Genomic DNA, 22,288 nt, shown 5'->3' with positions numbered 1-22,288 from the left:
TTCCCAGGGCGATTTTAGTTTTATGATTTGGACATCACAAAGATTAAAATTCAACTGGGAATTTCTTTTTTATAGCATAAGTTTAAACAGCTTCATTATTAATTACTTATGAAACACACTACCAAACGAATGATTTGGCTGGCAGCTTTTAGTCTTTTTGTTTTATTTCAATTTTCGTGCACCGAGGACCATGCCATCAAGAGAATGCCGGTATTGAAGACCCTACCCACTTCTTTGCTCCCATCTTTTAACGCCGATTCTACCTATATAGGTCCTCCTTATTTCTGGATTTTTAATCTGGAAGTGGTAGATAAAGGCACAGAGCCCATCAAAGAGTATGGAGTAGTCCTTACTCAATTTAGGCCCGACCCCAATGAAACCCGGTATGAACCCTTTGTTGACAATACCTTCAAAAATGCATTTGAGCAACCGTTTGAAGTGGGCCCCGCTACGCATAGGCTAAGAAACAACTATGCTATGCGCACCTACGTGTATCAGAAAGCCTATGCCATTCTAGAAAGCGGCGAGGTGGTTTATGGCAATTTGGTCGTAACTGAAAATGGTACGGTAATAAGTCAATAAGGTGGAAACGGTCCACAAGGGCCTATCTGAGCCGCTGCGTAATGGGGCCAGTCCAAGGGTATTTAGAATTATAGACTCTTGATCATCCATTACTTAAATAGATTGACTGTGCTTCGAATTTCATGATTGTCACCCTGATCACCCAAAGCGTGACAGGGCCCGTCGAAGGGCATAACAATGCTTAACTTTACTTTGTATTGACTATGCTTCGACAGGTTCAGCATGACATTGTTTGGGCATTGTTTCAAAAATTCACCACTGTCACCCTGATCACCCAGAGCGTGACAGGGCCCGTCGAAGGGCTTAACTTTACCTTGTATTGACTGTGCTTCGACGGGCTCAGCATGACATTGTTTTGACGTAGTTTCAAAAATTCACCACTGTCACCCTGATCACCCAGAGCGTGACAGGGCCCGTCGAAGGGCTTATCAATGCTTAACTTTACTTTGTATTGACTGTGCTTCGACAGGCTCAGCATGACATTGTTTGGGCGTTGTTTCAAAAATTCACCACTGTCACCCTGATCACCCAGAGCGTGACAGGGCCCGTCGAAGGGCATAACTTTACCATGTATTGACTGTGCTTCGACGGGCCTCAGCATGACATTGTTTGGGCGTTGTTTCAAAAATTCACCACTGTCACCCTGGGCCCGTCGAAGGGCTTAACATTGCTTATCAACACGGTTTAAACTATCTCGAAGCTCGATAGGTTTACAAACTGCTGCACCCGGTCTTTAATTTCTTCTTGAGTAAGGTTAATCAACCTTTCGGTACCAAATTTCTCTACGCAGAACGACGCCATAGCCGAACCATAGATGATGGCACGTTTCATATTTTCGAAGGAAATATCGTCGGTGCTGGCCAGATACCCGATAAAGCCCCCTGCAAACGAATCGCCGGCTCCTGTAGGATCGAACACCTCTTCGAGGGGAAGTGCCGGGGCGAAGAAGATGCGGTCGTCTTGGAAAAGGAGAGCACCATGTTCTCCTTTTTTGATGATCAATGTTTTGGGTCCCATGGCCATAATAGCCTTGGCCGCCTTGCGAAGGGAATATTCTCCAGAGAGCTGACGAGCCTCCTCATCGTTGATGGTCAATACATCGACGAGGGCCAATACGGCTTTCAGGTCGTCCATGGCTATATTCATCCAGAGGTTCATGGTATCGAGCATAATGAGCTTAGGGCGCTTGGCCATGCGCTCGATCACCAACTTTTGGGTGGCCGGAACGGTATTGCCCAGCATCAGATATTGGGTAGTCTGGTAAGACTCCGGGATGATAGGATCAAAATGTTCCATCACATTGAGTTGGGTCTCGAGGGTATCGCGGGTGTTCATATCCTCGTGGTAGCGACCCGACCAGAAGAAGGTCTTGCCGTCGGCTACGATCTCCAATCCTTCGGTACCCACGCCATGGTCTTCGAGCAGGCCAATCATCTCTTTGGGGAAGTCGCCTCCCACTACGGCTACGAGGTTATTGCCCTTCGTAAAATAGGAAGCCGCGAGTGTGATATACGTTGCGGCCCCGCCAATAATCTTATCCGTCTTACCAAATGGTGTCTCTAAGGCGTCGAAAGCAACGGACCCAACTGTCAATAAACTCATAATGCTATTGAATTAATGTGTAGAATGTTCTAATGAATTAATGCTGCGAAGATAAGGAAAACAGAGTAAATCCTGTTTTATTGCTAGGATTATAAAACTGGATTGGCGGTCAATCCTTGGTAATTTGCTATTTTTGCCATTAAACTCGGTTCGTAAAGCCTCCGAGTTGCCGAGCCAGCGGTACCAAAAAGGAATACCCTGATGACCACCGAAGGACAGAGAAACGAAAAAAAAGAAACTAAAGTCGCTACCAGAGGCGTTTGAATGCCGGTAAGCATATTTAACATACCTTAGAAATAAAAAAATAAATGGCCGAAACCATCCCCCAGCCTCTCCGAATATTCAACACCCTTACCCGCCAAAAGGAGCTGTTCGAACCCCTTGCGGCGCCCTATGTAGGCATGTATGTATGCGGCCCGACGGTGTATAATAATGCGCATTTAGGCAATATACGCACCTTTATGTCCTTCGACATCTTGTTTCGGTACTTGCAGCATATTGGCTATAAGGTTCGTTATGTTCGCAACATCACCGACGTAGGACACCTGGTAGGCGACGGGGACGTAGGGGAAGATAAGATAGGGCGCATGGCCAAGCTCGAAAAATTAGAGCCCATGGAGATCGTCCAACGCTATACCAACGATTTTCATCAGGTAACCGAACTATTTAACCTGCTACCTCCCAGTATAGAGCCAACCGCAACGGGACACCTTATAGAGCAGATAGAAGCCGTAGCCACCCTGATCGACAAGGGCTTAGCCTATGAGTCCAACGGGTCGGTTTATTTCGACATTGCCAAATACAACGAAGGGGGGCAGGATTATGGCAAGCTCTCGGGACGCATACTCGAAGACCTGCTCAACGAAACCCGCGACCTCGATGGCCAGTCGGAGAAGCGCAACCCTCTGGACTTTGCCCTGTGGAAAAAAGCCAGCCCGGAGCATATCATGCAATGGGACTCCCCATGGAGTCGGGGATTTCCTGGCTGGCACTTGGAATGTACCTGTATGAGCACCAAATATCTGGGCAAGCAGTTCGACATCCATGGAGGCGGTATGGACCTAAAGTTCCCCCACCACGAATGTGAGATCGCACAGGCCAAAGGCCTATCGGGCCAAGATCCCGTGCGCTATTGGATGCATACCAATATGTTGACGGTGAACGGACAAAAAATGTCCAAATCGCTCAACAACTCCTTCCTTCCCGCCGAGCTCGTTACGGGGAGCCACCCCTTGCTCGACCAGCCCTATAGCCCTATGACGGTGCGGTTCTTTATGATGCAGAGCCAGTACCGGAGCACTTTGGACTTCTCTAACGATGCCCTTAAAGCCGCCCAAAAAGGGTATAAAAGGCTGGCAAATGGAGTAAGAACGGCCAGGCTACTCCAATACAAAGCCGATGAAACGGTGGTGATGGACGAGAAGAAACGAGCGGATATAGAAAAGTCGATAGCAGGATTCTATACGGCAATGAACGACGACCTCAATACCTCGGTAGCCATAGGACATCTGTTCAATATGCTCAAGTATGTCAATATGCTAGGCCTCAGCCAGCTCACCCCTGCACAGTTAGGAGAAGAGACCTTTGATAAATTATTGAGCCATTTCCTTATTTTCTTTGAGAATATTTTGGGGCTTAAAGAAGAAAAGGCAGTGGGTGATGCCGTCCTAGAAGGTATGCTTAACCTCTACCGCGACTACAAGATGGTTCGTAATTACGAAAAAGTGGACGAGATCAGGGCATATTTCAAAAAGCAAGGCCTGGTGATCAGAGATACGAAGGAGAAAATCGACTGGGCTTACGAAGAATAAAACCCTATGAGTAACCGGACCACCCTTTTTGCCAGGATATTGTTATTGGTTGTGATCATGGCAAGCCTGGCCTATCTACTGGCCCCTTACCTGGCCAACGACAAAGCCGGCGACACCTCCCCTCCAACGGAGACGGTCTCTTTCACCAAAGAAGGATCCTTAGCGTTTTTGAAGAACGATAGCCTCCTCGTCGCTATCGATATCGAGTATGCCGCCACACCCCACGAGCGCAACCGTGGACTGATGAACAGACCTACCCTGCCCCCATCGGCAGGGATGCTATTCGTATTCGAGGAGTCGGAACCGCGCGCCTTCTGGATGAAGAATACCATCGTCCCACTCGACATCATATATGTTGATGAAAATAAAAAAATAATTTCTATCGCTGCCCATACCACCCCTTATTCCGAGCAAGACATTCCATCCAACGGGAACGCCCAATATGTGGTGGAAGTTAACGCCGGATTTTCTGCCACACATCAAATTCAAGTAGGAGATGCTATTTCATTTTAAAAATTCACATGTTTTCTGGTCTTGCTTGCTTACCGCTACCTTAGTTTTACAAGGCTGTGGCGGTAATGAAAGCCATCAACAGACCACAGAGGTCAGTATGGCCTTGGTCCAAGCGCCTACCTTCCAGGAGGATTCGGCCTATCATTTCGTTCAGAAACAGGTAGACTTCGGTCCTCGGGTACCGAATACCTCGGCACATAAGGCCTGTGGCGACTTCCTGGTCAAGACCTTATCGGAATATGGCTTCGAAGTTACCGAGCAAAAATTCAGCCCTACTACTTACGACGGCAAGAAGCTCAATGCCCGGAATATCATAGGGAGCTTTAACCCTTCGGCTACCAAGCGCATCTTGTTGAGCTCGCACTGGGACTCGCGCCCCTATGCCGACCAAGACTCTATCCCTAGCAAACAAGCGGTGCCTGCCGCCAACGATGGGGCTAGCGGAGTGGGTGTATTATTGGAAATAGCACGGGTTATCTCCACACAGCCCACCAAACCTAACATTGGAGTCGACATCATCTTTTTCGATGCCGAAGACTGGGGCAATTCGGATGTGGCCACCGACGAATATGCTGGCTTCTGCCTGGGCTCGCAGTATTGGGCCGCCAACAAACACCAACCCGCTTATACGGCTTATTTCGGAATCTTGCTCGACATGGTAGGGGCCAAAGGAGCCACCTTTCAAAAAGAAGGCTACTCCATGCAGCTGGCAGGAGAAATCGTCAGAAACGTATGGAACATCGCTAGCCTTTTGGGATATAGCAATTACTTTATCGACACCCAAGGGCCGGCCATCACCGACGACCACCTGCCCGTCAATAAGGTGGCTAGGATCCCTATGATCGACATTATCCATACGCGACAAAATAATCTTGCGCATACTTTTTTCGATCAATGGCATACCAGTCATGATACGATGGAGCAGATAGACCCACAAACATTAAAAGCAGTGGGTCAAACGTTGCTCCAAGTCCTATATCAAGAGGCCGAAGATACCGCCCTTTAGTCTCATCGCCCTTATCCTCTTACGACCATGACCCCTACTACTGCCAAATACCTAATCCTAGCAGGCCTGCTGATGGTGGTAGTAGGGGTGGTGTTCTATTTTTTTGGTAATTCTTTGACTTGGCTAGGTCGGTTACCTGGCGATATCCGCATCGAAAAAAAGGGCTTCCGACTGTATATCCCTTTAGCCACTATGCTGCTGATTAGCGCGCTTATCAACCTGATACTATGGTTGATCAGGAAGTTGTTTTGAGACCAACTCCCCTATTATCCTTCGCGCCTGCCGGCCAAATAGCCAATCATGCGAGGATAGTCATCCCCCCCCCTTCACCGAACCCGAAAATACTAGATACCTGGGCTGGAGCCGCAGGAGAATCGGCTGTTGAGGAGCGCTCACACCCTTTTCAATTTGTGGGATACAATAAAAATGCCTTATTTACCAATAAATTTCAATTTTTGATATCCATAATACCATTATGCCCCAATATATCGCTTCCATCGACCAGGGTACTACCAGCACCCGTTGTATATTATTTGACCATAAAGGTACGATCGTCTCCATAGGCCAGAAAGAACACCGGCAGATCTACCCCAAAGCAGGATGGGTAGAACATAACCCCGATGAGATCTGGAAAAACACCTTGGAGGTGATGGCTCTAGCGCGGATCAACATATCGGCTACTGCCGCCGACATCGCGGCTATAGGTATCACCAATCAACGAGAGACCACGGTAGTCTGGAACCGTAAAACCGGAAAGGCGTATTATAATGCCCTGGTGTGGCAGGATACCCGTACGGCGGCTTATGTGACTCAATACGAAAAGGAAGGGCGGCTCAACGACTTTAGAGATATTACCGGTCTGCCAGTCTCCACTTATTTTAGCAGTTTAAAAATAAAATGGCTTCTCGACCATGTGGATGGCTTACGTGCTGCCGCAGAAAATGGAGATGCTATTTTCGGCAATATCGATACTTTCCTTATATGGAATCTTACAGGTGGACCCAAGGGTGGGATCCATGTAACGGATGTGAGCAACGCCAGCCGTACCCAGTTGATGAACCTACGCACCCTACAATGGGACAGCACCATGCTGGCCGAATTCGACATTCCTGCCGCCATGCTTCCGGCTATTAAAAGTAGCAGCGAAATTTATGGACATGTGCATAACGAGGTGCTCCCAGGGGTTCCAGTGGCCGGCGACCTGGGCGACCAACATGCCGCACTGGTAGGCCAGACCTGCTTTGAACCCGGCATGGCCAAGAATACCTATGGCACAGGCTGCTTCTTGGTGATGAATACCGGAGAAGAGATCAAATTTTCGGAGCATGGACTCCTCACGACCATCGCCTATCAGTTTGGAAATCAACCGGCCCAATATGCACTGGAGGGTAGCGTGGCCGTAACCGGCGCTTTGGTGCAGTGGCTTCGTGACAATCTGGGCATGATAGAAAAAAGCAGTGATATAGAAACGCTTGCCCGCACCGTCGACGACAACGGCGGGGCCTATTTTGTACCGGCCTTTTCGGGGCTCTATGCCCCTTACTGGCGCAACGACGCCCGTGGAGTCATAGCAGGCCTTACCCGCTTCGTCAACAAAGGCCATATTGCCCGGGCAGCGCTGGAGGCATCGGCCTATCAAACCGCCGACGTGGTAGAAGCCATGCAGCAGGACTCGGGAATCCCCCTCGCCTCCTTGCGGGTAGACGGCGGCATGGTCGCTAACGGGCTGTTGATGCAGTTCCAGGCCGACCTCCTCAACAAGCAGGTAGTTACTCCGGCCATCGCCGAAACCACCGCCCTAGGGGCTGCATACGCCGCTGGCTTGGCCGTGGGCTACTGGAAAAATACCGATGAGCTAAAAAAGAACTGGGCTATCGCCCAAACCTGGGATCCGTCCATGGACGAAGCTACGCGTGATGGCCTGTACAAAGGATGGAAAAAAGCAGTCAGCAAATCGTTTGGGTGGGTGGATTAGCCCCTAACTAATTTTTATATGGGTTCTAAAGGGCTATTTATGAAATAAATGCCTTTTGGAATCTATATAAACTACTAGGTGATTTGCTCTGTCTACGGGTAAACCGTAACTTCGCCACCATAAACGATTCTTATGAGTGATCTTACGCATACCCTTCGGCTGAAGAAACCCCTAGCCATTTTTGACTTGGAAACTACGGGCGTCAATATTGTCCGCGACCGGATCGTCGAGATTTCGGTGGTAAAAGCCCTGACCAATGGCAAAACGGAGATAAAAACCCGTAGAATTAATCCTGAAATGCCCATTCCTTTGGAAAGCAGCCTCATCCATGGCATATATGATGAGGATGTTAAGGACGCCCCCACTTTTAAATCGATCGCCAAAAACTTGGCCTCCTTCCTTGAAGGCTGCGATATGGGCGGATTTAACAGCAACCGCTTCGATATTCCCTTATTAGTTGAAGAATTTTTACGAGTAGGAGTAGATTTCGATATGAAAAACCGAAAGGCTATCGACGCCCAACGGATATTCCATATGATGGAACCTCGAAACTTAGGAGCGGCCTACCAGTTCTATTGTGGAAAAAAACTAGAGAATGCCCATAGTGCCGAAGCCGATACCATCGCTACTTTCGAAGTACTTCAGGGCCAGATAAATAAATATGAGGGTGTTAAGGTGGTGGACGCCGACGGTAATGAGTCGGAACCCATTCAAAATGACATGGGTGTGTTGCATGCGCTAACGGCCTCCAACCAAATAGACTTCGCTGGCCGGATGGTTTTTAACCAAAAAGGAGAGGAAGTCTTTAACTTTGGCAAGCATAAGGACAAGCTCGTGGTGGAGGTTCTTCAAAAAGAACCCTCATTTTACGATTGGATGATGAAAGCGGAGTTTCCCTTAGACACTAAAAGAAGGCTTACTGAGATAAAATTGCGTGCTTTAACCCAACGCTAAGGTCTTAAAGGATTTTAACTTGGTACTAAGTCGATTTTATATCTATTTTTGTCGTCGAGATCCGATACCCGCCCATGGGACCAAATGTCCCGGGACGATTAAAGCAATAAAACTAACAAACAGAATTTCCAACCAGGTAATTTTTTTATGTTCCCTAACCCAAGTCTTCCAGAGGTCGCTATACCAGAGGTTATCAAAAGTATACCTTTACAAGGATATATCTTACTGGCCTCCTTGCTCTTTGTGATCGGCATCATTGGTGTACTTACCAGAAAGAACGCCATCGTTATTTTTATGTCGGTAGAATTGATGCTAAACGCTGCTAATTTATTGTTAGTAGCCTTTTCAACTTACCGTTCCGACCCCGCCGGGCAAGTTTTTGTATTCTTTATCATGGCGGTAGCCGCTGCGGAAGTGGCCGTAGGCTTGGCCATTATCGTAATGATCTATAGAAATACAAGAAACACCGATACGAGTTTCTTGAATAAATTGAAATGGTAAATTTCTCTTAGAACAAGCAAAATAAATTGAATTAAACCTGATCACAGGTCCTATAGCATAATTCATAAACATGTCTGCATCCTTATTCTTTCTGATTCCCCTTTTGCCCCTCCTCGGATTCCTGATCAACGGGCTGGGATTCCCGCATATACCCAAGAGTTTAGCTGGAATATTGGGCACCCTAGCCGCGGTAGGGAGCTTCTTACTTTCCTTAATGGCCTTCAATACCTTCGTGAGTGAAGGCAGCCAACCCATGATCCTCCCGCTTTTCGACTGGATAACGGTAGGCAATCTTAACATCCCTTTCGCCTTTCAGGTAGACCAGCTCTCGTTGCTGATGTTGCTGATCATCACAGGGGTAGGTTCTCTGATCCATATATACTCCATGGGATATATGCATGACGACGCAGGTTTTGGTAAGTTTTTCGCCTATCTCAACCTGTTTTTGTTTTTCATGCTTCTCTTGGTGCTCGGCTCCAACTACGTCATTATGTTTATTGGCTGGGAGGGCGTTGGTCTATGTTCCTACCTACTCATCGGCTTTTGGAACAAAAACAATAGCTATAACGATGCGGCACGCAAAGCCTTTATTATGAACCGTGTCGGTGATTTGGGCTTCTTGCTAGGTATTTTTACGATTATCACCACTTTTGGCTCGGTAGAATACCTCGAGGTATTTAGCCAGGCTGCAGGATTTCAGGTAGGCGACCCGATTATGGTAACCATTACCCTCCTACTCTTTGTGGGAGCCATGGGTAAATCGGCACAGATTCCTTTATATACCTGGCTTCCCGACGCTATGGCGGGTCCTACGCCCGTTTCGGCACTTATACACGCTGCCACCATGGTAACGGCCGGCATCTATATGGTGATTCGCTCCAACGTGTTGTACACCCTTGCCCCAGGGACCCTAGAAATAGTGGGAATTATCGGCGCAGCCACCGCAGTGTTTGCCGCTTCTATCGGCCTGCTACAGAACGACATTAAGAAAGTACTGGCTTACTCCACCGTGAGTCAGCTCGGATATATGTTTATGGGCTTAGGGGCCATGGCCTACTCAGCCTCTATGTTCCATGTAATTACCCATGCCTTCTTTAAGGCTTTGCTATTCTTGGGTGCGGGGAGCGTGATCCATGCCATGTCCAACGAGCAGGATCTACGTGCTATGGGCGGCCTTCGTAAGAAACTTCCTATCACCTTCCTGACCTTCCTGATTGCCACCATCGCTATATCAGGTATACCACCTTTCGCTGGCTTCTTCTCTAAGGATGAAATTCTGGCTCATGTATTCGAACATAACAAAATACTATGGGTACTCGGGGTCCTAGGCTCTCTGATGACCTCCTTTTATATGTTCCGCCTGTTGTTTCTCACCTTTTTTGGGGAGTTCAGAGGCTCGCAAGCGCAAGCCGACCATTTGCATGAATCTCCAGCGAGCATGACGGTCCCCTTGATCATCCTTGCGGTACTATCGGCCGTAGGAGGATTCATAGGCGTTCCCGAAGCCCTGCATGGCTCTCATCAGCTGGCGGCGTTTATGGACCCACTCTTCGATACTTCGCGCCAGGTGAACCCAGCGGCCTTCTTACCTACGGCCCTGTCGCATTCGGAAGAATACCTGCTGATGGCCGTATCGGTGGCTGCGGCGGTTATTGCTGCGGTGATGGCCTATGTGATGTATATTAGCAAAAACAATGTACCGGCTTCCGATCGGGTAGAAAAATCGGGTATCCAGAAATTGATTTACAACAAATACTATATCGACGAGTTGTACGACACTGTTTTCGTAACCCCTACCAAGACGCTATCGAACTTACTTTATAACTTTGGTGAATTCCTGATAGACCTCGTCGTGAATGGTGCCGTCAAGCTGATCCGCTTCGGCTCAGGACTACTCAAGAAGACCCAAACCGGGTCGGTAGGCGATTATGTATTCGCCATGGTACTGGGAATAGTCGCCTTGTTGTTCTGGAAGCTTTTACTTTGATTTAACCTTATCGCTCACAATCATTTGTTGACCGTTTTTTTGAAAATATGCTAACTCTAATCCTGATACTCTTACCATTAGCCGCCGGAATCATCACCTTACTTTCGGGTGCGCAATTGGCCAAGAAGATTGCGCTCGTGAGCGGACTGGCTATATTGGCCACTGCCGTGTATGCATGGCTCCAATTTGACCCCGCCGCTGGCACTCAGTTTTCCTATCAATACAACTGGCTTTCGAATGGCAGCATCCTGTTTTCTGGCGGCATGGACGGCATAAGTCTGGTGTTGGTATTGCTGACCACCTTCCTTACTCCGCTCATTATTCTTTCAGCCTTTAAGCACGACTACAAAAATAGCCCTACTTTCTATGCCCTGATCCTGTTTATGGAGTCGGCCTTGGTAGGAGTATTTACCGCTACCGATGCTTTTTTGTTTTATCTGTTCTTCGAGGCGGCGCTAATCCCCGTTTACTTCTTAGCAGCCGTTTGGGGCGGTGAGCATCGCCTAAAAGTGACGCTGAAATTCTTTATCTATACCATCTTCGGTAGTTTGTTTATGCTGGTGGCCCTGGTGTATTTATATTTCCAGACTCCCGGCGCCCACTCCTCTCAAATATCGGCCCTGTATGCTCTCGAGCTAAGTGCCCAAGCCCAAGGTCTTATTTTCTGGGCCTTCTTTATCGCCTTTGCCATTAAGATGCCCCTATTCCCTTTTCATACCTGGCAGCCCGACACCTATACGGAGTCGCCCACGCCAGCTACGATGTTGCTATCGGGAATCATGTTAAAAATGGGAGTTTACGGCCTTATCCGATTATTACTGCCCATCGTTCCTGACGGCCTTGCCCAATGGGGAATGGTAGCGATGATCCTCTCGGTTATCGGGATCATTTATGGTTCTATCATCGCCATTCAGCAGAGCGATATGAAACGACTGATCGCCTATTCGTCATTTGCCCACGTAGGACTTATGGCCGCTGGGGTATTTTCGGTATCGACCAATGGCCTACAAGGCGCATTGATTCAGATGCTGGCCCACGGTATCAATGTAGTAGGGCTGTTTTTTATCATCGACATCATCTACCAACGTACCAAAACACGCTACCTGGATCAGCTAGGCGGTATCAGCCAGGTATCCCCACAGCTAAGCATCCTATTTATGATCTTACTTCTGGGAAGTGTGGCCCTGCCCCTTACCAATGGTTTTGTGGGTGAGTTCTTGCTCCTTTCCTCTGTATTTCATTACGACAACTGGCTAGGTGCCGTAGCCGGCCTCACCATTATCCTTGGATCGGTATACATGCTTCGGCTCTTCCAAAAGTCGATGTTTGGCCCTATATCTAAATGGGTGGAGGGCTTCCAAGACCTTACCCTCAGCGAAAAGGCCGTATTATTGCCCTTGGTCGTCATGGTATTCTGGATAGGGATCTATCCAAACACATTTTTGAAAATTACCGAACCCGCAGTTCATCAACTCTTAACCCTGGTTAAGTAAGCCTGAGCTGTTGTATTTATAAAATGATAAAACGATAAAAAATAAATATGTATCCCATTATCCTGTTATCAGTCCTTGGAATTGTAACACTGTTTTTAGGTTTTTCAAAATCCAAAAATGTGTTGCTACCGTCCACGCTGGTCTTCCTTATCATTGCGCTTGTAGGTAATTTTGTAGAGTGGAACCAGGGTCCCCTACTGTACTTCTACGATATGTTCCGGGTCGACAACCTATCCTTGGCTTTTAACGGAATCGTACTGGCTTCGGCCTTTATGATCGTGGCCATTTCTGGCGGTTTCCAAAACGACGCCGATTCGGAACCCGCCGAATACTACGCCCTGATGTTATTATCGCTAGTGGGTGCCATCATGATGATCGGCTTCCAGCATATGATCATGCTCTTTATAGGGGTCGAAATTCTATCTGTAGCCATGTATGTGCTCACTGGTAGCAACAAAAGAAACTTACGGTCCAACGAGGCCGCCCTCAAGTATTTGTTGATGGGCGCTTTTGCAACGGGCTTTATGCTCTTCGGTATGACGCTCATTTATGGCGCTACGGGGTCATTTAACCTTTCGCAGATTCAGGCTTACGTAACCATTACCAATGCCGCTACCCCGTCGTACTTGTTGTATGCAGGCCTTTTGCTTCTACTCATAGGAATGCTATTTAAAGTATCAGCAGCGCCGTTCCATTTCTGGACGCCCGATGTGTACGAAGGCGCTCCTACCATATTTACCGCCTTTATGTCGACCATCGTCAAGACGGCCGGTTTTGCAGCACTCTATCGCTTACTGGACAGCACCTTCGCTGGTGCCTACGACTTCTGGTGGCTGGCCTTGGCCGTCATCGCCGTATTGACCCTATTGGTGGGTAATATTGGTGCCGCCGGACAAAATAGCTTCAAACGCATGATGGCCTATTCGGGGATCTCTCATGCCGGCTATTTGTTGATCGCCGTTACGGCCATCTCTCAGCCCTCTCAAGGAGCCATCGTCTTTTATTCTATCGCTTATTCTTTGGCTACCATTTGCGCCTTTGCCGTGCTACTATTGGTATCCCACGAAAAAGCCAATAACGAACAACTAGGCGAAGACTACGACGCCTTTAATGGTCTGGCTAAGAGGAACCCACTCCTCGCCTTCGTCATGACCGTCTCTATGCTTTCCCTAGCGGGTATTCCACTTACAGCCGGCTTCTGGGGTAAATTTATGGTCTTTAGCAGTGCCGCCGACAGGGGTATTATCTGGATTACCGTCATCGCCGTGCTTATGTCGACGGTGGGTATCTACTATTACTTCCGGGTAATTATGGCCTCCTACCTGAAAGAAGGTGATTTAGCAGAAATTAGAGTAGCACCTATGTTTAAAGCGGTGATGGTATTCGCCACCGTACTGACCATCCTGTTTGGTCTGGCTCCAGGATTATTCGAAGGCCTTATCTAAGGCTATAACTACCTTATAAATAGAAAAACCCACCAACCGGTGGGTTTTTCTATTTATAAGCATCTGGCTTTCCCGTCTTGTTTATTGGCTAACATTGATTAAATTACATCATACATTTAGCGCAAAACAGGTAAGGTATGGTACAGGATTCCTCATTACCGATTCCCCATCAAACATTGCGTCAGCTGGTCGATCTACACCCGGAGCGACTTCTACAGCGCTCAACCACGCTTTTCGACACCAACCCAATTGCCGGGGCCATCAGGGACCAGGTGATTGTACTTACCGGTGCTGCAGGCTCCATAGGCAGTGAGCTTGCCCTACAAATAGCCGCTCTTCATCCTCAACACCTTTACCTGCTCGATCAGAACGAAGCGGGACTATACCAGTTAGAACAGGAACTGATCGATCAACGTATCGAGGCCATGCTCTATAGCCCCATACTCTGCGACATAACGGATGGGCTGCGCTTACAAAAACTTTTCGACAACCTACGGCCCCAGCTGGTTTTCCATGCGGCAGCCTACAAGCATGTACCCATGATGGAACAACACCCATACGAAGCACTACGGACCAACGTACTAGGCACCAAAATAATAGCAGACCTGAGCCTAAAATATGGAGTAAAGAAATTCATCTTTATATCGACCGATAAAACGGCCAATCCTTCCAATGTGATGGGAGCCACTAAGAAGCTGGCCGAGCAGTATATTCAAACACTGCAAAACTGTCCGATGAACCGAACAGGCTTTACCATCGTCCGCTTTGGAAATGTACTAGGATCGAGTGGGTCGGTAGTCCCCCTGTTCGTTAGCCAAATAGAGCGTGGAGGCCCCGTCACGGTAACCCACCCCGATATGAGTCGGTATTTTATGACCATTCCCGAAGCCTGTCAGTTGGTACTGGAAGCGTCGGCGATGGACTCCCAAGGGCAGGTCTACCTGTTCGACATGGGCAGCCCGGTGCGGATCGTCGACCTGGCCATCAATATGATCCGTTTGGCAGGCTTAAAGGAGTACGAAGATATTGGTATCGCCTTTGTGGGGCTTCGCCCAGGGGAGAAATTATGTGAAGAACTCTGCAACCAACAGGAGCAGCTGCTCCCCTCGCACCATCCCAAATTAAGAATGGTACAGTCCAGAAGCCTTGCCCCTCTTACTACCGACCAGGCGCTATTGAACTTTATTGCTAAGTCGGTAGAGATGACTTCCAGGCAAATCAAGCAAATGCTAGCACACTATGTCCCCACTTACCATGAAAACTACGGTTGATGCTATCGACTAAAACGAAATCACCAAGACCCCTCGCCCCGATGATTTCGTTTTATACTTTAGGTCGGTTGCCGATTATTAAAACAAGCTACGCCTCTCGGGCCACTATTCACTGATAGACCGATCCAAATGAACATACCCCCCATCGACATGGATCAACTGCCCTGTAGTATGGCTGGAACATGAGGATAATAAAAAAGCCGCCGTATTGGCAATCTCCTCGGCGCTGGTCATCCTATTCCCTAGCGGTATTTTCTTCTCTATGGACTCCAACTTCTCCTTAGGGTTTGGCAAAGTATTGATCCATCTTTCATACAACGGGGTATAACACTCGGCGACGATGATAGCGTTGACCCGGATTCCATAAGGCAAGAGCTCCACGGCCCACTCCCTGGTGAGGGCATTGCGGCCACCATTGGCGGCAGCATATGCCGATGTACCTCCCTGGCCTGTCTCGGCAGTCTTAGAGCCTATGTTAAGAATTACTCCCTTCGACTTTTTTAACGCTGGCAATGCATAATGGGCTAGCATATAATAATGAACCAGATTGCTATGCAAGCTCTTCATAAAACCCTCGTAGGAGCCATTCTCTAAACCGACTCCATCATTAATTCCTGCATTGTTGACCAGGCCGTCTATCCTTCCAAACTGACTGGTAACTTGAGCCACTACCTGTTGGCAGGCCTCGGGGCTAGACAATTCGGCCACTACCTGATTCGCCGTAAAGCCCAAAGCATTAATTTCTGAAACCGCTAAGTGATTATCGTTTTCATTCCTACCCACTATTACCGGAATGGCTCCTTCGGTTGCCAATACCTCACTTATTCCTCGACCGATCCCTTTGGCACCACCGGTCACGATGATCACCTTGTCTTGCAATTTTAAATCCATGGATACCTAATCTTTTTTCTTTTTTTATTTTATTTTAAAACTATCCCTTATTTTCACGTCAACCTGAGAAAGGTCTCCTTTTATTTCAAACCTTAAAAAAACCATTGTAAATGAAAGTGGTTTAGGATTCGTATTTACCTCCCATAGAAAGGCCCAATTATCCAGTATGTGAAACTATTAATTGCACCATTCTATGTAAATTGGGTCATAATCACTAATTTAATATAATATTTACAAGAAAATAATATGGGGTATATTAATCAAAATACTTTATTAGAAAAAAAAATTTAACTAGTTTTGTATACCAACCGAAATTTACACTAGATTCTTCGATGAGTCATATTGAACTCACAAGTGGTTTAGTCGCGTTTTCGTATACATGTTAACCTCATTGAAGAGAATGAATTATTCAGTACACGCCGAGGGACGGTTTAAATATATCGACGAAGGAAAAGGCGAAACCTTGTTGTTGTTGCACGGCTTATTTGGAGCTCTTAGCAATTGGGATGGCATCATCGAGAAGTTCTCCAAGCAGTATCGGGTGATCATTCCTGTTCTGCCCATTTATGAGCTTCCCCCTCGCGAAGCAGGCTTAGGGGCCCTTCTCGTATATCTAGAAGACTTCATCGCCCTAAAGAACTTGAATAATCTGACGGTCATTGGCAACTCTCTGGGAGGCCATGTAGGCTTACTATATACCCTCAAAAACCAGGCGAACGTGACCAGATTGGTCCTTACGGGTAGTTCTGGCCTCTTCGAAAACTCCATGGGAGGCTCCTTCCCCAAGCGTGGTAGCTATGAGTATATCAAAGAAAGAGTGGCCTATACTTTCTATGACCCGGAAATCGCCACGAAAGAACTCATCGACGAGGTATTTGAAACCACCTCTAGTATCCCCAAGTGCATGAGTATTGTGGGCATTGCCAAGTCGGCACAGCGACATAATATTGCTAAAGATCTCCATCAAATCACCATCCCTACCCTGCTGGTATGGGGACTTAACGATACCATCACCCCTCCGCATGTGGGTTATGAGTTCAATAGACTCATTAGCGGATCGGAACTGCATTTTATAGATAAATGCTGCCATGCCCCCATGATGGAGCATCCCGATGCCTTTAATCTGATCCTAGAAAACTTCCTAGAAAAGACCATATACGTTAACGCTTGATCATATAAAAAGAGCTAAATGGCTCTTTTTTTGCTTAATTGCTGTTGTTAATTTAAGAAAATTAGATACATATTCATTTTTTTTCCTAGATTAGAACAAACAAGAGCAAGATTATGATTGCGCATACACTCATCAACCCGATCATCCCCACCTTAAAATCGTCCGATTCCATCAATATGGCGTTGGAATGGATGGAGGACTTCGGCACCACTCAATTGGTGGTGGTGGATGATCATGTATACCAGGGGATCGTCTCAGAACCCATCCTTCAAGATGCCCCCAATGGCTCCTTGCCCATATCGAGCATGGTGCTTCAACATCACGATGTATTTGCCGCCGAAGACCAACATGTATATGAACTAATAAATGTACTCCACGAATTTGGCCTGAGCGTCATACCCGTTTTGGCTTACGACCGTAGCTTTATGGGCTGTATCTCTCGCGACGACCTCATAGAGCGCTTTGTCGGGCTATTAGGCGTAAAAGAAAAAGGGGCTATTATCGTTCTTAAAATTTCAGAACTAGATTATTCCCTGGCCGAGATCAGCAGGCTCATAGAATCCAATGGAACCAAAATATTGAGCAGCATCTATAATACGGGCGATCCTCTTAACCCCAGCCCACAGCTGACGCTGAAGTTAAACAAAAGAGAAATCAATCCGCTGATAGCCACCTTGGAGCGCTTTGGCTACGAGATTATCGAAGCCCATGCCAACGACCCCATCAAGAATATGGACCAGGAACGTCTGGATATGCTAATGCGCTATCTGGCCACCTAAAAGCCGATTAGATTGTTGACTACGGAAGGTTAAATAAGCACTCGTATTTTTGAAAAGTAATTTTTGACCGTATCTTTCGGGCCAAATCATCTCACCTAGATTTTCATTTATGAAAATTGCCTTCCACGGACGAAATTTTAATGACGCTGCACGGCCCTTTATTGAAAGTATGTTTTCGGAGCTGGCCAAGCGAAATATTGAAATACAGCTTTCTAAAACATTCAGAGAGTTCCTTGACCAAAGTGGGGTGATCCACCACTCTACCTTGGTATACGACAGCCCCGACGAACTCTTTAACCCCCGCTTACTGGTTAGCATGGGTGGCGACGGGACTTTGCTAGAAACCATCTCTCATATTGGCCCCAAACAGATTCCCACCATAGGGATCAACGTGGGGCGGCTGGGCTTCCTGGCGACAGTACCTCCCGAAAGAATCAATGATATGATTGGAGCCCTGGAGCAGGGCCAATTTAAAATCGACGAAAGATCCCTCGTTAGCATAGAGTCCAACGTCGACCTGTTTAATGGAATTAATTTTGGCCTTAACGACTTTACCATTACCAAAACGGAGACTTCCTCGATGATTACCGTTCATACTTACCTGAACGAAGAGTTTTTGAATTCGTACTGGGCCGATGGGCTGATCGTCTCTACGCCTACTGGTTCTACAGGATACTCTCTAAGCTGTGGAGGCCCGGTTTTGGTACCCCATTCTCAAAATTTTATTATTACACCCATCAGTCCACACAACCTAAACGTAAGGCCCTTGGTGGTAGAAGATAACGCCGTGATCCGCTGTGAAATAAAAAGTAGGAGCAATAATTTCTTGGTTTCCCTCGACGCCCGATCCACCATTGCCGACGAGAGCACGCAAATCACCGTACGTAAAGCACCATTCTCTGCAAGGCTTATCAAAATGTTGGACGATAGCTTCCTGAATACCCTTAGGAATAAATTATCCTGGGGACTGGATATGCGGAATTAAATACCACAAAAATATGGTATACTTGTTGTAAAGAACATTTACTGAACACCATTCGAGCAACAAGACACCATGCAGCTGATATTCCATCCCATCGACTTAAGGCTTCAACATACCTTTACCATTGCCCACGACTCGCGGGATATACAACCCACCCTCATCGTCGAACTAAAAGACGAGGAGGTCAGCGGTTTCGGCGAGGCTACTTCCAACCCCTATTATGGGATCACCATCGAGAATATGACGGAGGCCCTTTCCGGTATTCAGGGAATCATTGCCCAAGGGAATTTCCAGAGTGCCCATGAATTACAAGACCTGGTCAAGCCCTTTTTAAAACATAACTCCTTCGCCCAGTGTGCCCTCGACGTGGCCGCACACGATTTTTTCGCCAAAAAAAAAGGCCAAAAACTTTATGAAAGCTGGGGGTTGAGTACCGATCATAATCCTTTGACGAATTATACCATCGGCATCGACCGTGTCGATAAGATGGTGGAAAAAATGAAAGAACGACCCTGGCCCATCTATAAGATAAAACTAGGCACGGCCGACGACCTTCAGATAGTCCGTGAACTGCGGGCCTCCACCGATGCCCTCTTCCGCGTAGATGCCAATTGCGCCTGGACGGCCGAGCAAACCCTGCAGTTTGCCCCCGAACTCCAAAAACTTGGCGTAGAGTTCATAGAACAACCCCTTGCAGCCGACGATATAGCGGGAATGAAAAAAATCTATGGCCACTGTCCCCTTCCCATTATCGCCGACGAAAGCTGTATATTAGAAGCCGACGTAAAAGCATGCTACGGCCTTTTCGATGGGGTAAATATCAAATTGACCAAATGTGGTGGCCTTACCACCGCCCTCCGGATGATCACAGAGGCCCGCCACCTGGGTATGAAAACCATGGTGGGCTGTATGACCGAGTCCAGCATAGGCATATCGGCCATCGCTCACCTGCTCCCCCTGCTCGACTACGTCGATATGGACGGCTCCTTGCTCTTGGCAGAAGACCCCGCCGCTGGCGTAACATTCGATTACGGTAAAGTACTATACGCCGACCAAAATGGAACAGGCGCCTATCTGAAATAAGCTACACATGATCGCCTTTACAAATGAGCTCCCCGGAAGAAAGGTCCGGCTAAAGGATGGTAGCACTGCCCTATGGTTCGGAGGAACCGACTACCTCGGTATGGGACATAGCGAATGCTATCGAAATTATATACAGGAAGGGATGACCCGTTTTGGTACTCATTATGGTAGTTCCCGACAGGGGAACCTGCGCATCGATACTTTTGAGGAAACAGAAAATGAACTAGCCATATATGCCCGAGCTCCCGCTTGCCTTACCGTATCGTCGGGAATGCTAGCGGGCCATCTACTTCATCAGGAAATAAAACGACTGGCCCGAAAACATGCGCATGATGTCCAGGCTCATTTACCCGTCCATTATCATTATGCACCTGGCTTACACCCTACCCTCTGGGGACCTGCCTACACCCCCAATCATAATTCCTGGGCCTCTTGGGCAGAAAATACGTTGAAGGACATCAACACCAGCCATGAGTCCATACACCTGATATTTACAGATACCGTTCGCTCTCCCTGGGTAGAGGCTTATGACTTCGAGATCTTTCGCACCCTGAGCGACAACCGGCAGGTATGGCTCATCGCCGACGACTCCCATGGATTAGGGCTAAGGGGCCTGGATGGAAAAGGAGCCTATGAACACCTATCCCAGCCATTTAACGGTAACCTGATACTCTTATCCTCCCTGAACAAGGCCTTAGGCATTCCGGCAGGAGCCATTTGGGGGCCAGTAACGGTGATGCAGGAACTTCGGCACAGTCCATGGTTTGCAGGGGCCTCTCCAGCCCTTCCTGCCAACCTGTATGCCTTACAGCAGCTCCTGCGGCAAGATTACTATCCCACAGCTTTACAAAAATTACGAGAGAATATTCTTTATTTTCATACGCTGTTCCAGCCCACGACCCTATTTAACCATATTCCCAATTATCCGGTATACTGTAATTCCCAAATCGATCTTTTCAAATTTTTAACACAAGAAGGAATTCTTGGCTCTTGCTTCTCATACCCCAAAGCTTCTGACCCCCCTGCCCTTCGCCTAGTACTTTCCGCCATCCACGAAAAAGAAGATATCGAAAAGCTAGCGGTAAGCTGCCATGCATTTGAGGCGGGCGGCATTAAGCTGTAAGCTATAGGCTGTATGCAGTAAGCAATCGGCGTAGCGCTTTAACGGCAGTCGGCAGTCGGCGGTCGGCAAGCGCTGGATGTGCTTAGGTACCACAAGTTTAACAATTATCCTTTAACGCCCAACATACCGCCACTCCAGCCGGCGGCAGATAACCCAAATGTCGCCCCGCTGGGGCTTTGGGTTGTTATGGAAGCGTTGTTTTCTATTAATATTCCGCCCCTCCGGGGCTTCTCAAGCTAATCAAAGACGATGTAAGCTGTAGGTCTTAACTTCTAGCAGTAATTTTTAGCATTCATCATTTAACCACATGATGAACCGCACCTAGGCTATTTTTCTAATCCTAACCGCTAATCCCGAAGGGATGGCATGAGATAGCAAGCGGCAATAAGCCAACGCAGTGCATTAAACATTTAACCTGGCCCTTTTAACCACACGGCGAACCGCACCTAGGGGTATTTTCTAATCCTAACCGCTAATCCCGAAGGGGTGGCATAATTATAGACCAAAAACCCCGAAGGCGTGGCATGACGGCGGTCGGCAATAGGCAATCGCTGGATGTACTTATGTACCACAATTTTAATAATTATCCTTTAACACCCAACATACCGCCACTCCAGCCGGCGGCAGATAACCCAAATGTCGCCCCGCTGGGGCTTTGGGTTGTTATGGAAGCGTTGTTTTCTATTAATATTCCGCCCCTCCGGGGCTTCTCAAGCTAATCAAAGACGATGTAAGCTGTAGGTCTTAACTTCTAGCAGTAATTTTAGCATTAATCATTTAACAACATGATGAACCGGACCTAGGCTATTTTTCTAATCCTAACCGCTAAACCCCGAAGGGGTGGCATGATGGCAATAAGAACAATGCTTGAACGGTAGAGGTGGTCGGCAATCGGCTTTCAGCAATCAGCAATCAGCCATCAGCCATCAGCTTTAGGCTATAGGCTGTAAGCAATAAGCATCGCTTTTTACCGCTAATGCCTAACGGCTAAAACCTAACCCCTCATACCTAACCCCTAACAACACAAAAAAAACCATCCCTTTTGAGGATGGTTCTTTGTTAATATTGTGGCGGCTACCTACTTTACCAGGTGTGATCCAAGTATCATCGGCGGTCTCG

Annotated in this window: 19 protein-coding genes; 17 read left to right on the top strand and 2 right to left on the bottom strand. The window is 47.6% G+C overall.

Annotated features, from left to right (window positions below; all coding sequences use genetic code 11):
• Positions 1 to 108 precede the first annotated feature (108 nt).
• The gene (locus tag CLV98_RS22555; protein ID WP_146202335.1) at positions 109 to 582 is read left to right on the top strand and encodes a hypothetical protein; all 474 of its coding nucleotides are present in this window, start codon (positions 109 to 111) and stop codon (positions 580 to 582) included.
• A gap of 684 nt (positions 583 to 1,266) precedes the next feature.
• Here the strand turns inward: CLV98_RS22555 and CLV98_RS22545 are convergent.
• On the bottom strand, positions 1,267 to 2,184 hold the full coding sequence (locus CLV98_RS22545; RefSeq protein ID WP_109678304.1) for a PfkB family carbohydrate kinase: 918 nt from the start codon (positions 2,182 to 2,184) through the stop codon (positions 1,267 to 1,269).
• Positions 2,185 to 2,492: 308 nt separating this feature from the next.
• Between CLV98_RS22545 and cysS the strand changes: the two genes are divergently transcribed.
• From cysS to CLV98_RS22490, 11 genes are all read left to right on the top strand, one after another.
• A complete protein-coding gene (gene cysS, locus CLV98_RS22540) occupies positions 2,493 to 3,995 on the top strand; it encodes a cysteine--tRNA ligase (RefSeq protein ID WP_109678302.1) in 1,503 nt (500 codons plus the stop codon).
• 6 nt (positions 3,996 to 4,001) lie between these two features.
• Entirely contained in the window at positions 4,002 to 4,508 is a 507-nt protein-coding gene (locus tag CLV98_RS22535; RefSeq protein ID WP_109678300.1) for a DUF192 domain-containing protein, read from the top strand.
• The gene (locus tag CLV98_RS22530) at positions 4,492 to 5,514 is read left to right on the top strand and encodes a M28 family peptidase (RefSeq protein WP_109678298.1); all 1,023 of its coding nucleotides are present in this window, start codon (positions 4,492 to 4,494) and stop codon (positions 5,512 to 5,514) included. The genes CLV98_RS22535 and CLV98_RS22530 overlap by 17 nt, the downstream gene beginning before the upstream one ends.
• A gap of 27 nt (positions 5,515 to 5,541) precedes the next feature.
• Positions 5,542 to 5,766: a DUF2905 domain-containing protein gene (locus CLV98_RS22525; protein ID WP_109678296.1), complete on the top strand. Its 225-nt coding sequence runs from the start codon at positions 5,542 to 5,544 to the stop codon at positions 5,764 to 5,766.
• 223 nt (positions 5,767 to 5,989) lie between these two features.
• Entirely contained in the window at positions 5,990 to 7,489 is a 1,500-nt protein-coding gene (gene glpK / locus CLV98_RS22520; protein ID WP_109678294.1) for a glycerol kinase GlpK, read from the top strand.
• A gap of 132 nt (positions 7,490 to 7,621) precedes the next feature.
• Positions 7,622 to 8,443, top strand: a complete 822-nt coding sequence (locus CLV98_RS22515; protein WP_109678292.1) for a 3'-5' exonuclease — start codon at positions 7,622 to 7,624, stop codon at positions 8,441 to 8,443.
• A 147-nt stretch (positions 8,444 to 8,590) separates the two neighbouring features.
• Positions 8,591 to 8,944 (top strand): NADH-quinone oxidoreductase subunit NuoK, encoded by a 354-nt coding sequence (nuoK, locus tag CLV98_RS22510; RefSeq protein ID WP_109678290.1) that lies wholly within the window; start codon positions 8,591 to 8,593, stop codon positions 8,942 to 8,944.
• Positions 8,945 to 9,014: 70 nt separating this feature from the next.
• On the top strand, positions 9,015 to 10,931 hold the full coding sequence (gene nuoL / locus CLV98_RS22505; protein WP_109678288.1) for an NADH-quinone oxidoreductase subunit L: 1,917 nt from the start codon (positions 9,015 to 9,017) through the stop codon (positions 10,929 to 10,931).
• A 47-nt stretch (positions 10,932 to 10,978) separates the two neighbouring features.
• Positions 10,979 to 12,424 (top strand): complex I subunit 4 family protein, encoded by a 1,446-nt coding sequence (locus CLV98_RS22500; protein WP_109678286.1) that lies wholly within the window; start codon positions 10,979 to 10,981, stop codon positions 12,422 to 12,424.
• Positions 12,425 to 12,471: 47 nt separating this feature from the next.
• Entirely contained in the window at positions 12,472 to 13,869 is a 1,398-nt protein-coding gene (locus tag CLV98_RS22495) for an NADH-quinone oxidoreductase subunit N (protein WP_109678284.1), read from the top strand.
• Between the two features lie 137 nt (positions 13,870 to 14,006).
• Positions 14,007 to 15,140, top strand: a complete 1,134-nt coding sequence (locus tag CLV98_RS22490) for a UDP-N-acetylglucosamine 4,6-dehydratase family protein (RefSeq protein ID WP_109678282.1) — start codon at positions 14,007 to 14,009, stop codon at positions 15,138 to 15,140.
• A 105-nt stretch (positions 15,141 to 15,245) separates the two neighbouring features.
• On the opposite strand, the gene CLV98_RS22485 is transcribed toward CLV98_RS22490, so the two are convergent.
• Positions 15,246 to 16,031: an L-fucose dehydrogenase gene (locus CLV98_RS22485; RefSeq protein WP_109678280.1), complete on the bottom strand. Its 786-nt coding sequence runs from the start codon at positions 16,029 to 16,031 to the stop codon at positions 15,246 to 15,248.
• A gap of 400 nt (positions 16,032 to 16,431) precedes the next feature.
• On the opposite strand from CLV98_RS22485, the gene CLV98_RS22480 reads away from it, so the two are divergent.
• The 5 genes from CLV98_RS22480 (at position 16,432) to CLV98_RS22460 (ending at position 21,169) form a co-directional block, all read left to right on the top strand.
• Positions 16,432 to 17,202, top strand: a complete 771-nt coding sequence (locus CLV98_RS22480) for an alpha/beta fold hydrolase (RefSeq protein WP_109678278.1) — start codon at positions 16,432 to 16,434, stop codon at positions 17,200 to 17,202.
• A 113-nt stretch (positions 17,203 to 17,315) separates the two neighbouring features.
• Positions 17,316 to 17,981: a CBS domain-containing protein gene (locus CLV98_RS22475; RefSeq protein ID WP_109678276.1), complete on the top strand. Its 666-nt coding sequence runs from the start codon at positions 17,316 to 17,318 to the stop codon at positions 17,979 to 17,981.
• A gap of 109 nt (positions 17,982 to 18,090) precedes the next feature.
• A complete protein-coding gene (locus CLV98_RS22470; RefSeq protein WP_109678273.1) occupies positions 18,091 to 18,966 on the top strand; it encodes an NAD kinase in 876 nt (291 codons plus the stop codon).
• Between the two features lie 69 nt (positions 18,967 to 19,035).
• On the top strand, positions 19,036 to 20,046 hold the full coding sequence (locus CLV98_RS22465) for a dipeptide epimerase (RefSeq protein WP_109678271.1): 1,011 nt from the start codon (positions 19,036 to 19,038) through the stop codon (positions 20,044 to 20,046).
• A gap of 7 nt (positions 20,047 to 20,053) precedes the next feature.
• A complete protein-coding gene (locus CLV98_RS22460) occupies positions 20,054 to 21,169 on the top strand; it encodes a PLP-dependent aminotransferase family protein (protein WP_109678269.1) in 1,116 nt (371 codons plus the stop codon).
• Positions 21,170 to 22,288 lie beyond the last annotated feature (1,119 nt).

The sequence above is a fragment of the Dyadobacter jejuensis genome, from assembly GCF_003149085.1.
GTDB lineage: Bacteria > Bacteroidota > Bacteroidia > Cytophagales > Spirosomataceae > Dyadobacter > Dyadobacter jejuensis.
This window is presented reverse-complemented; position numbering and strand designations above follow the sequence as displayed.

Excerpts from the sequence above, each read along its gene's own strand:
- nuoL (WP_109678288.1), top strand. The coding sequence starts at position 9,015 with ATGTCTGCATCCTTATTCTTTCTGATTCCCCTTTTGCCCCTCCTCGGA.
- CLV98_RS22490 (WP_109678282.1), top strand. The coding sequence starts at position 14,007 with ATGGTACAGGATTCCTCATTACCGATTCCCCATCAAACATTGCGTCAG.
- cysS (WP_109678302.1), top strand. The coding sequence starts at position 2,493 with ATGGCCGAAACCATCCCCCAGCCTCTCCGAATATTCAACACCCTTACC.
- CLV98_RS22500 (WP_109678286.1), top strand. The coding sequence starts at position 10,979 with ATGCTAACTCTAATCCTGATACTCTTACCATTAGCCGCCGGAATCATC.
- CLV98_RS22495 (WP_109678284.1), top strand. The coding sequence starts at position 12,472 with ATGTATCCCATTATCCTGTTATCAGTCCTTGGAATTGTAACACTGTTT.
- CLV98_RS22465 (WP_109678271.1), top strand. The coding sequence starts at position 19,036 with ATGCAGCTGATATTCCATCCCATCGACTTAAGGCTTCAACATACCTTT.
- CLV98_RS22485 (WP_109678280.1), bottom strand. The coding sequence starts at position 16,031 with ATGGATTTAAAATTGCAAGACAAGGTGATCATCGTGACCGGTGGTGCC.
- CLV98_RS22530 (WP_109678298.1), top strand. The coding sequence starts at position 4,492 with ATGCTATTTCATTTTAAAAATTCACATGTTTTCTGGTCTTGCTTGCTT.
- CLV98_RS22515 (WP_109678292.1), top strand. The coding sequence starts at position 7,622 with ATGAGTGATCTTACGCATACCCTTCGGCTGAAGAAACCCCTAGCCATT.
- CLV98_RS22480 (WP_109678278.1), top strand. The coding sequence starts at position 16,432 with ATGAATTATTCAGTACACGCCGAGGGACGGTTTAAATATATCGACGAA.
- CLV98_RS22460 (WP_109678269.1), top strand. The coding sequence starts at position 20,054 with ATGATCGCCTTTACAAATGAGCTCCCCGGAAGAAAGGTCCGGCTAAAG.
- glpK (WP_109678294.1), top strand. The coding sequence starts at position 5,990 with ATGCCCCAATATATCGCTTCCATCGACCAGGGTACTACCAGCACCCGT.
- CLV98_RS22475 (WP_109678276.1), top strand. The coding sequence starts at position 17,316 with ATGATTGCGCATACACTCATCAACCCGATCATCCCCACCTTAAAATCG.
- CLV98_RS22535 (WP_109678300.1), top strand. The coding sequence starts at position 4,002 with ATGAGTAACCGGACCACCCTTTTTGCCAGGATATTGTTATTGGTTGTG.
- CLV98_RS22555 (WP_146202335.1), top strand. The coding sequence starts at position 109 with ATGAAACACACTACCAAACGAATGATTTGGCTGGCAGCTTTTAGTCTT.
- nuoK (WP_109678290.1), top strand. The coding sequence starts at position 8,591 with ATGTTCCCTAACCCAAGTCTTCCAGAGGTCGCTATACCAGAGGTTATC.
- CLV98_RS22545 (WP_109678304.1), bottom strand. The coding sequence starts at position 2,184 with ATGAGTTTATTGACAGTTGGGTCCGTTGCTTTCGACGCCTTAGAGACA.
- CLV98_RS22525 (WP_109678296.1), top strand. The coding sequence starts at position 5,542 with ATGACCCCTACTACTGCCAAATACCTAATCCTAGCAGGCCTGCTGATG.
- CLV98_RS22470 (WP_109678273.1), top strand. The coding sequence starts at position 18,091 with ATGAAAATTGCCTTCCACGGACGAAATTTTAATGACGCTGCACGGCCC.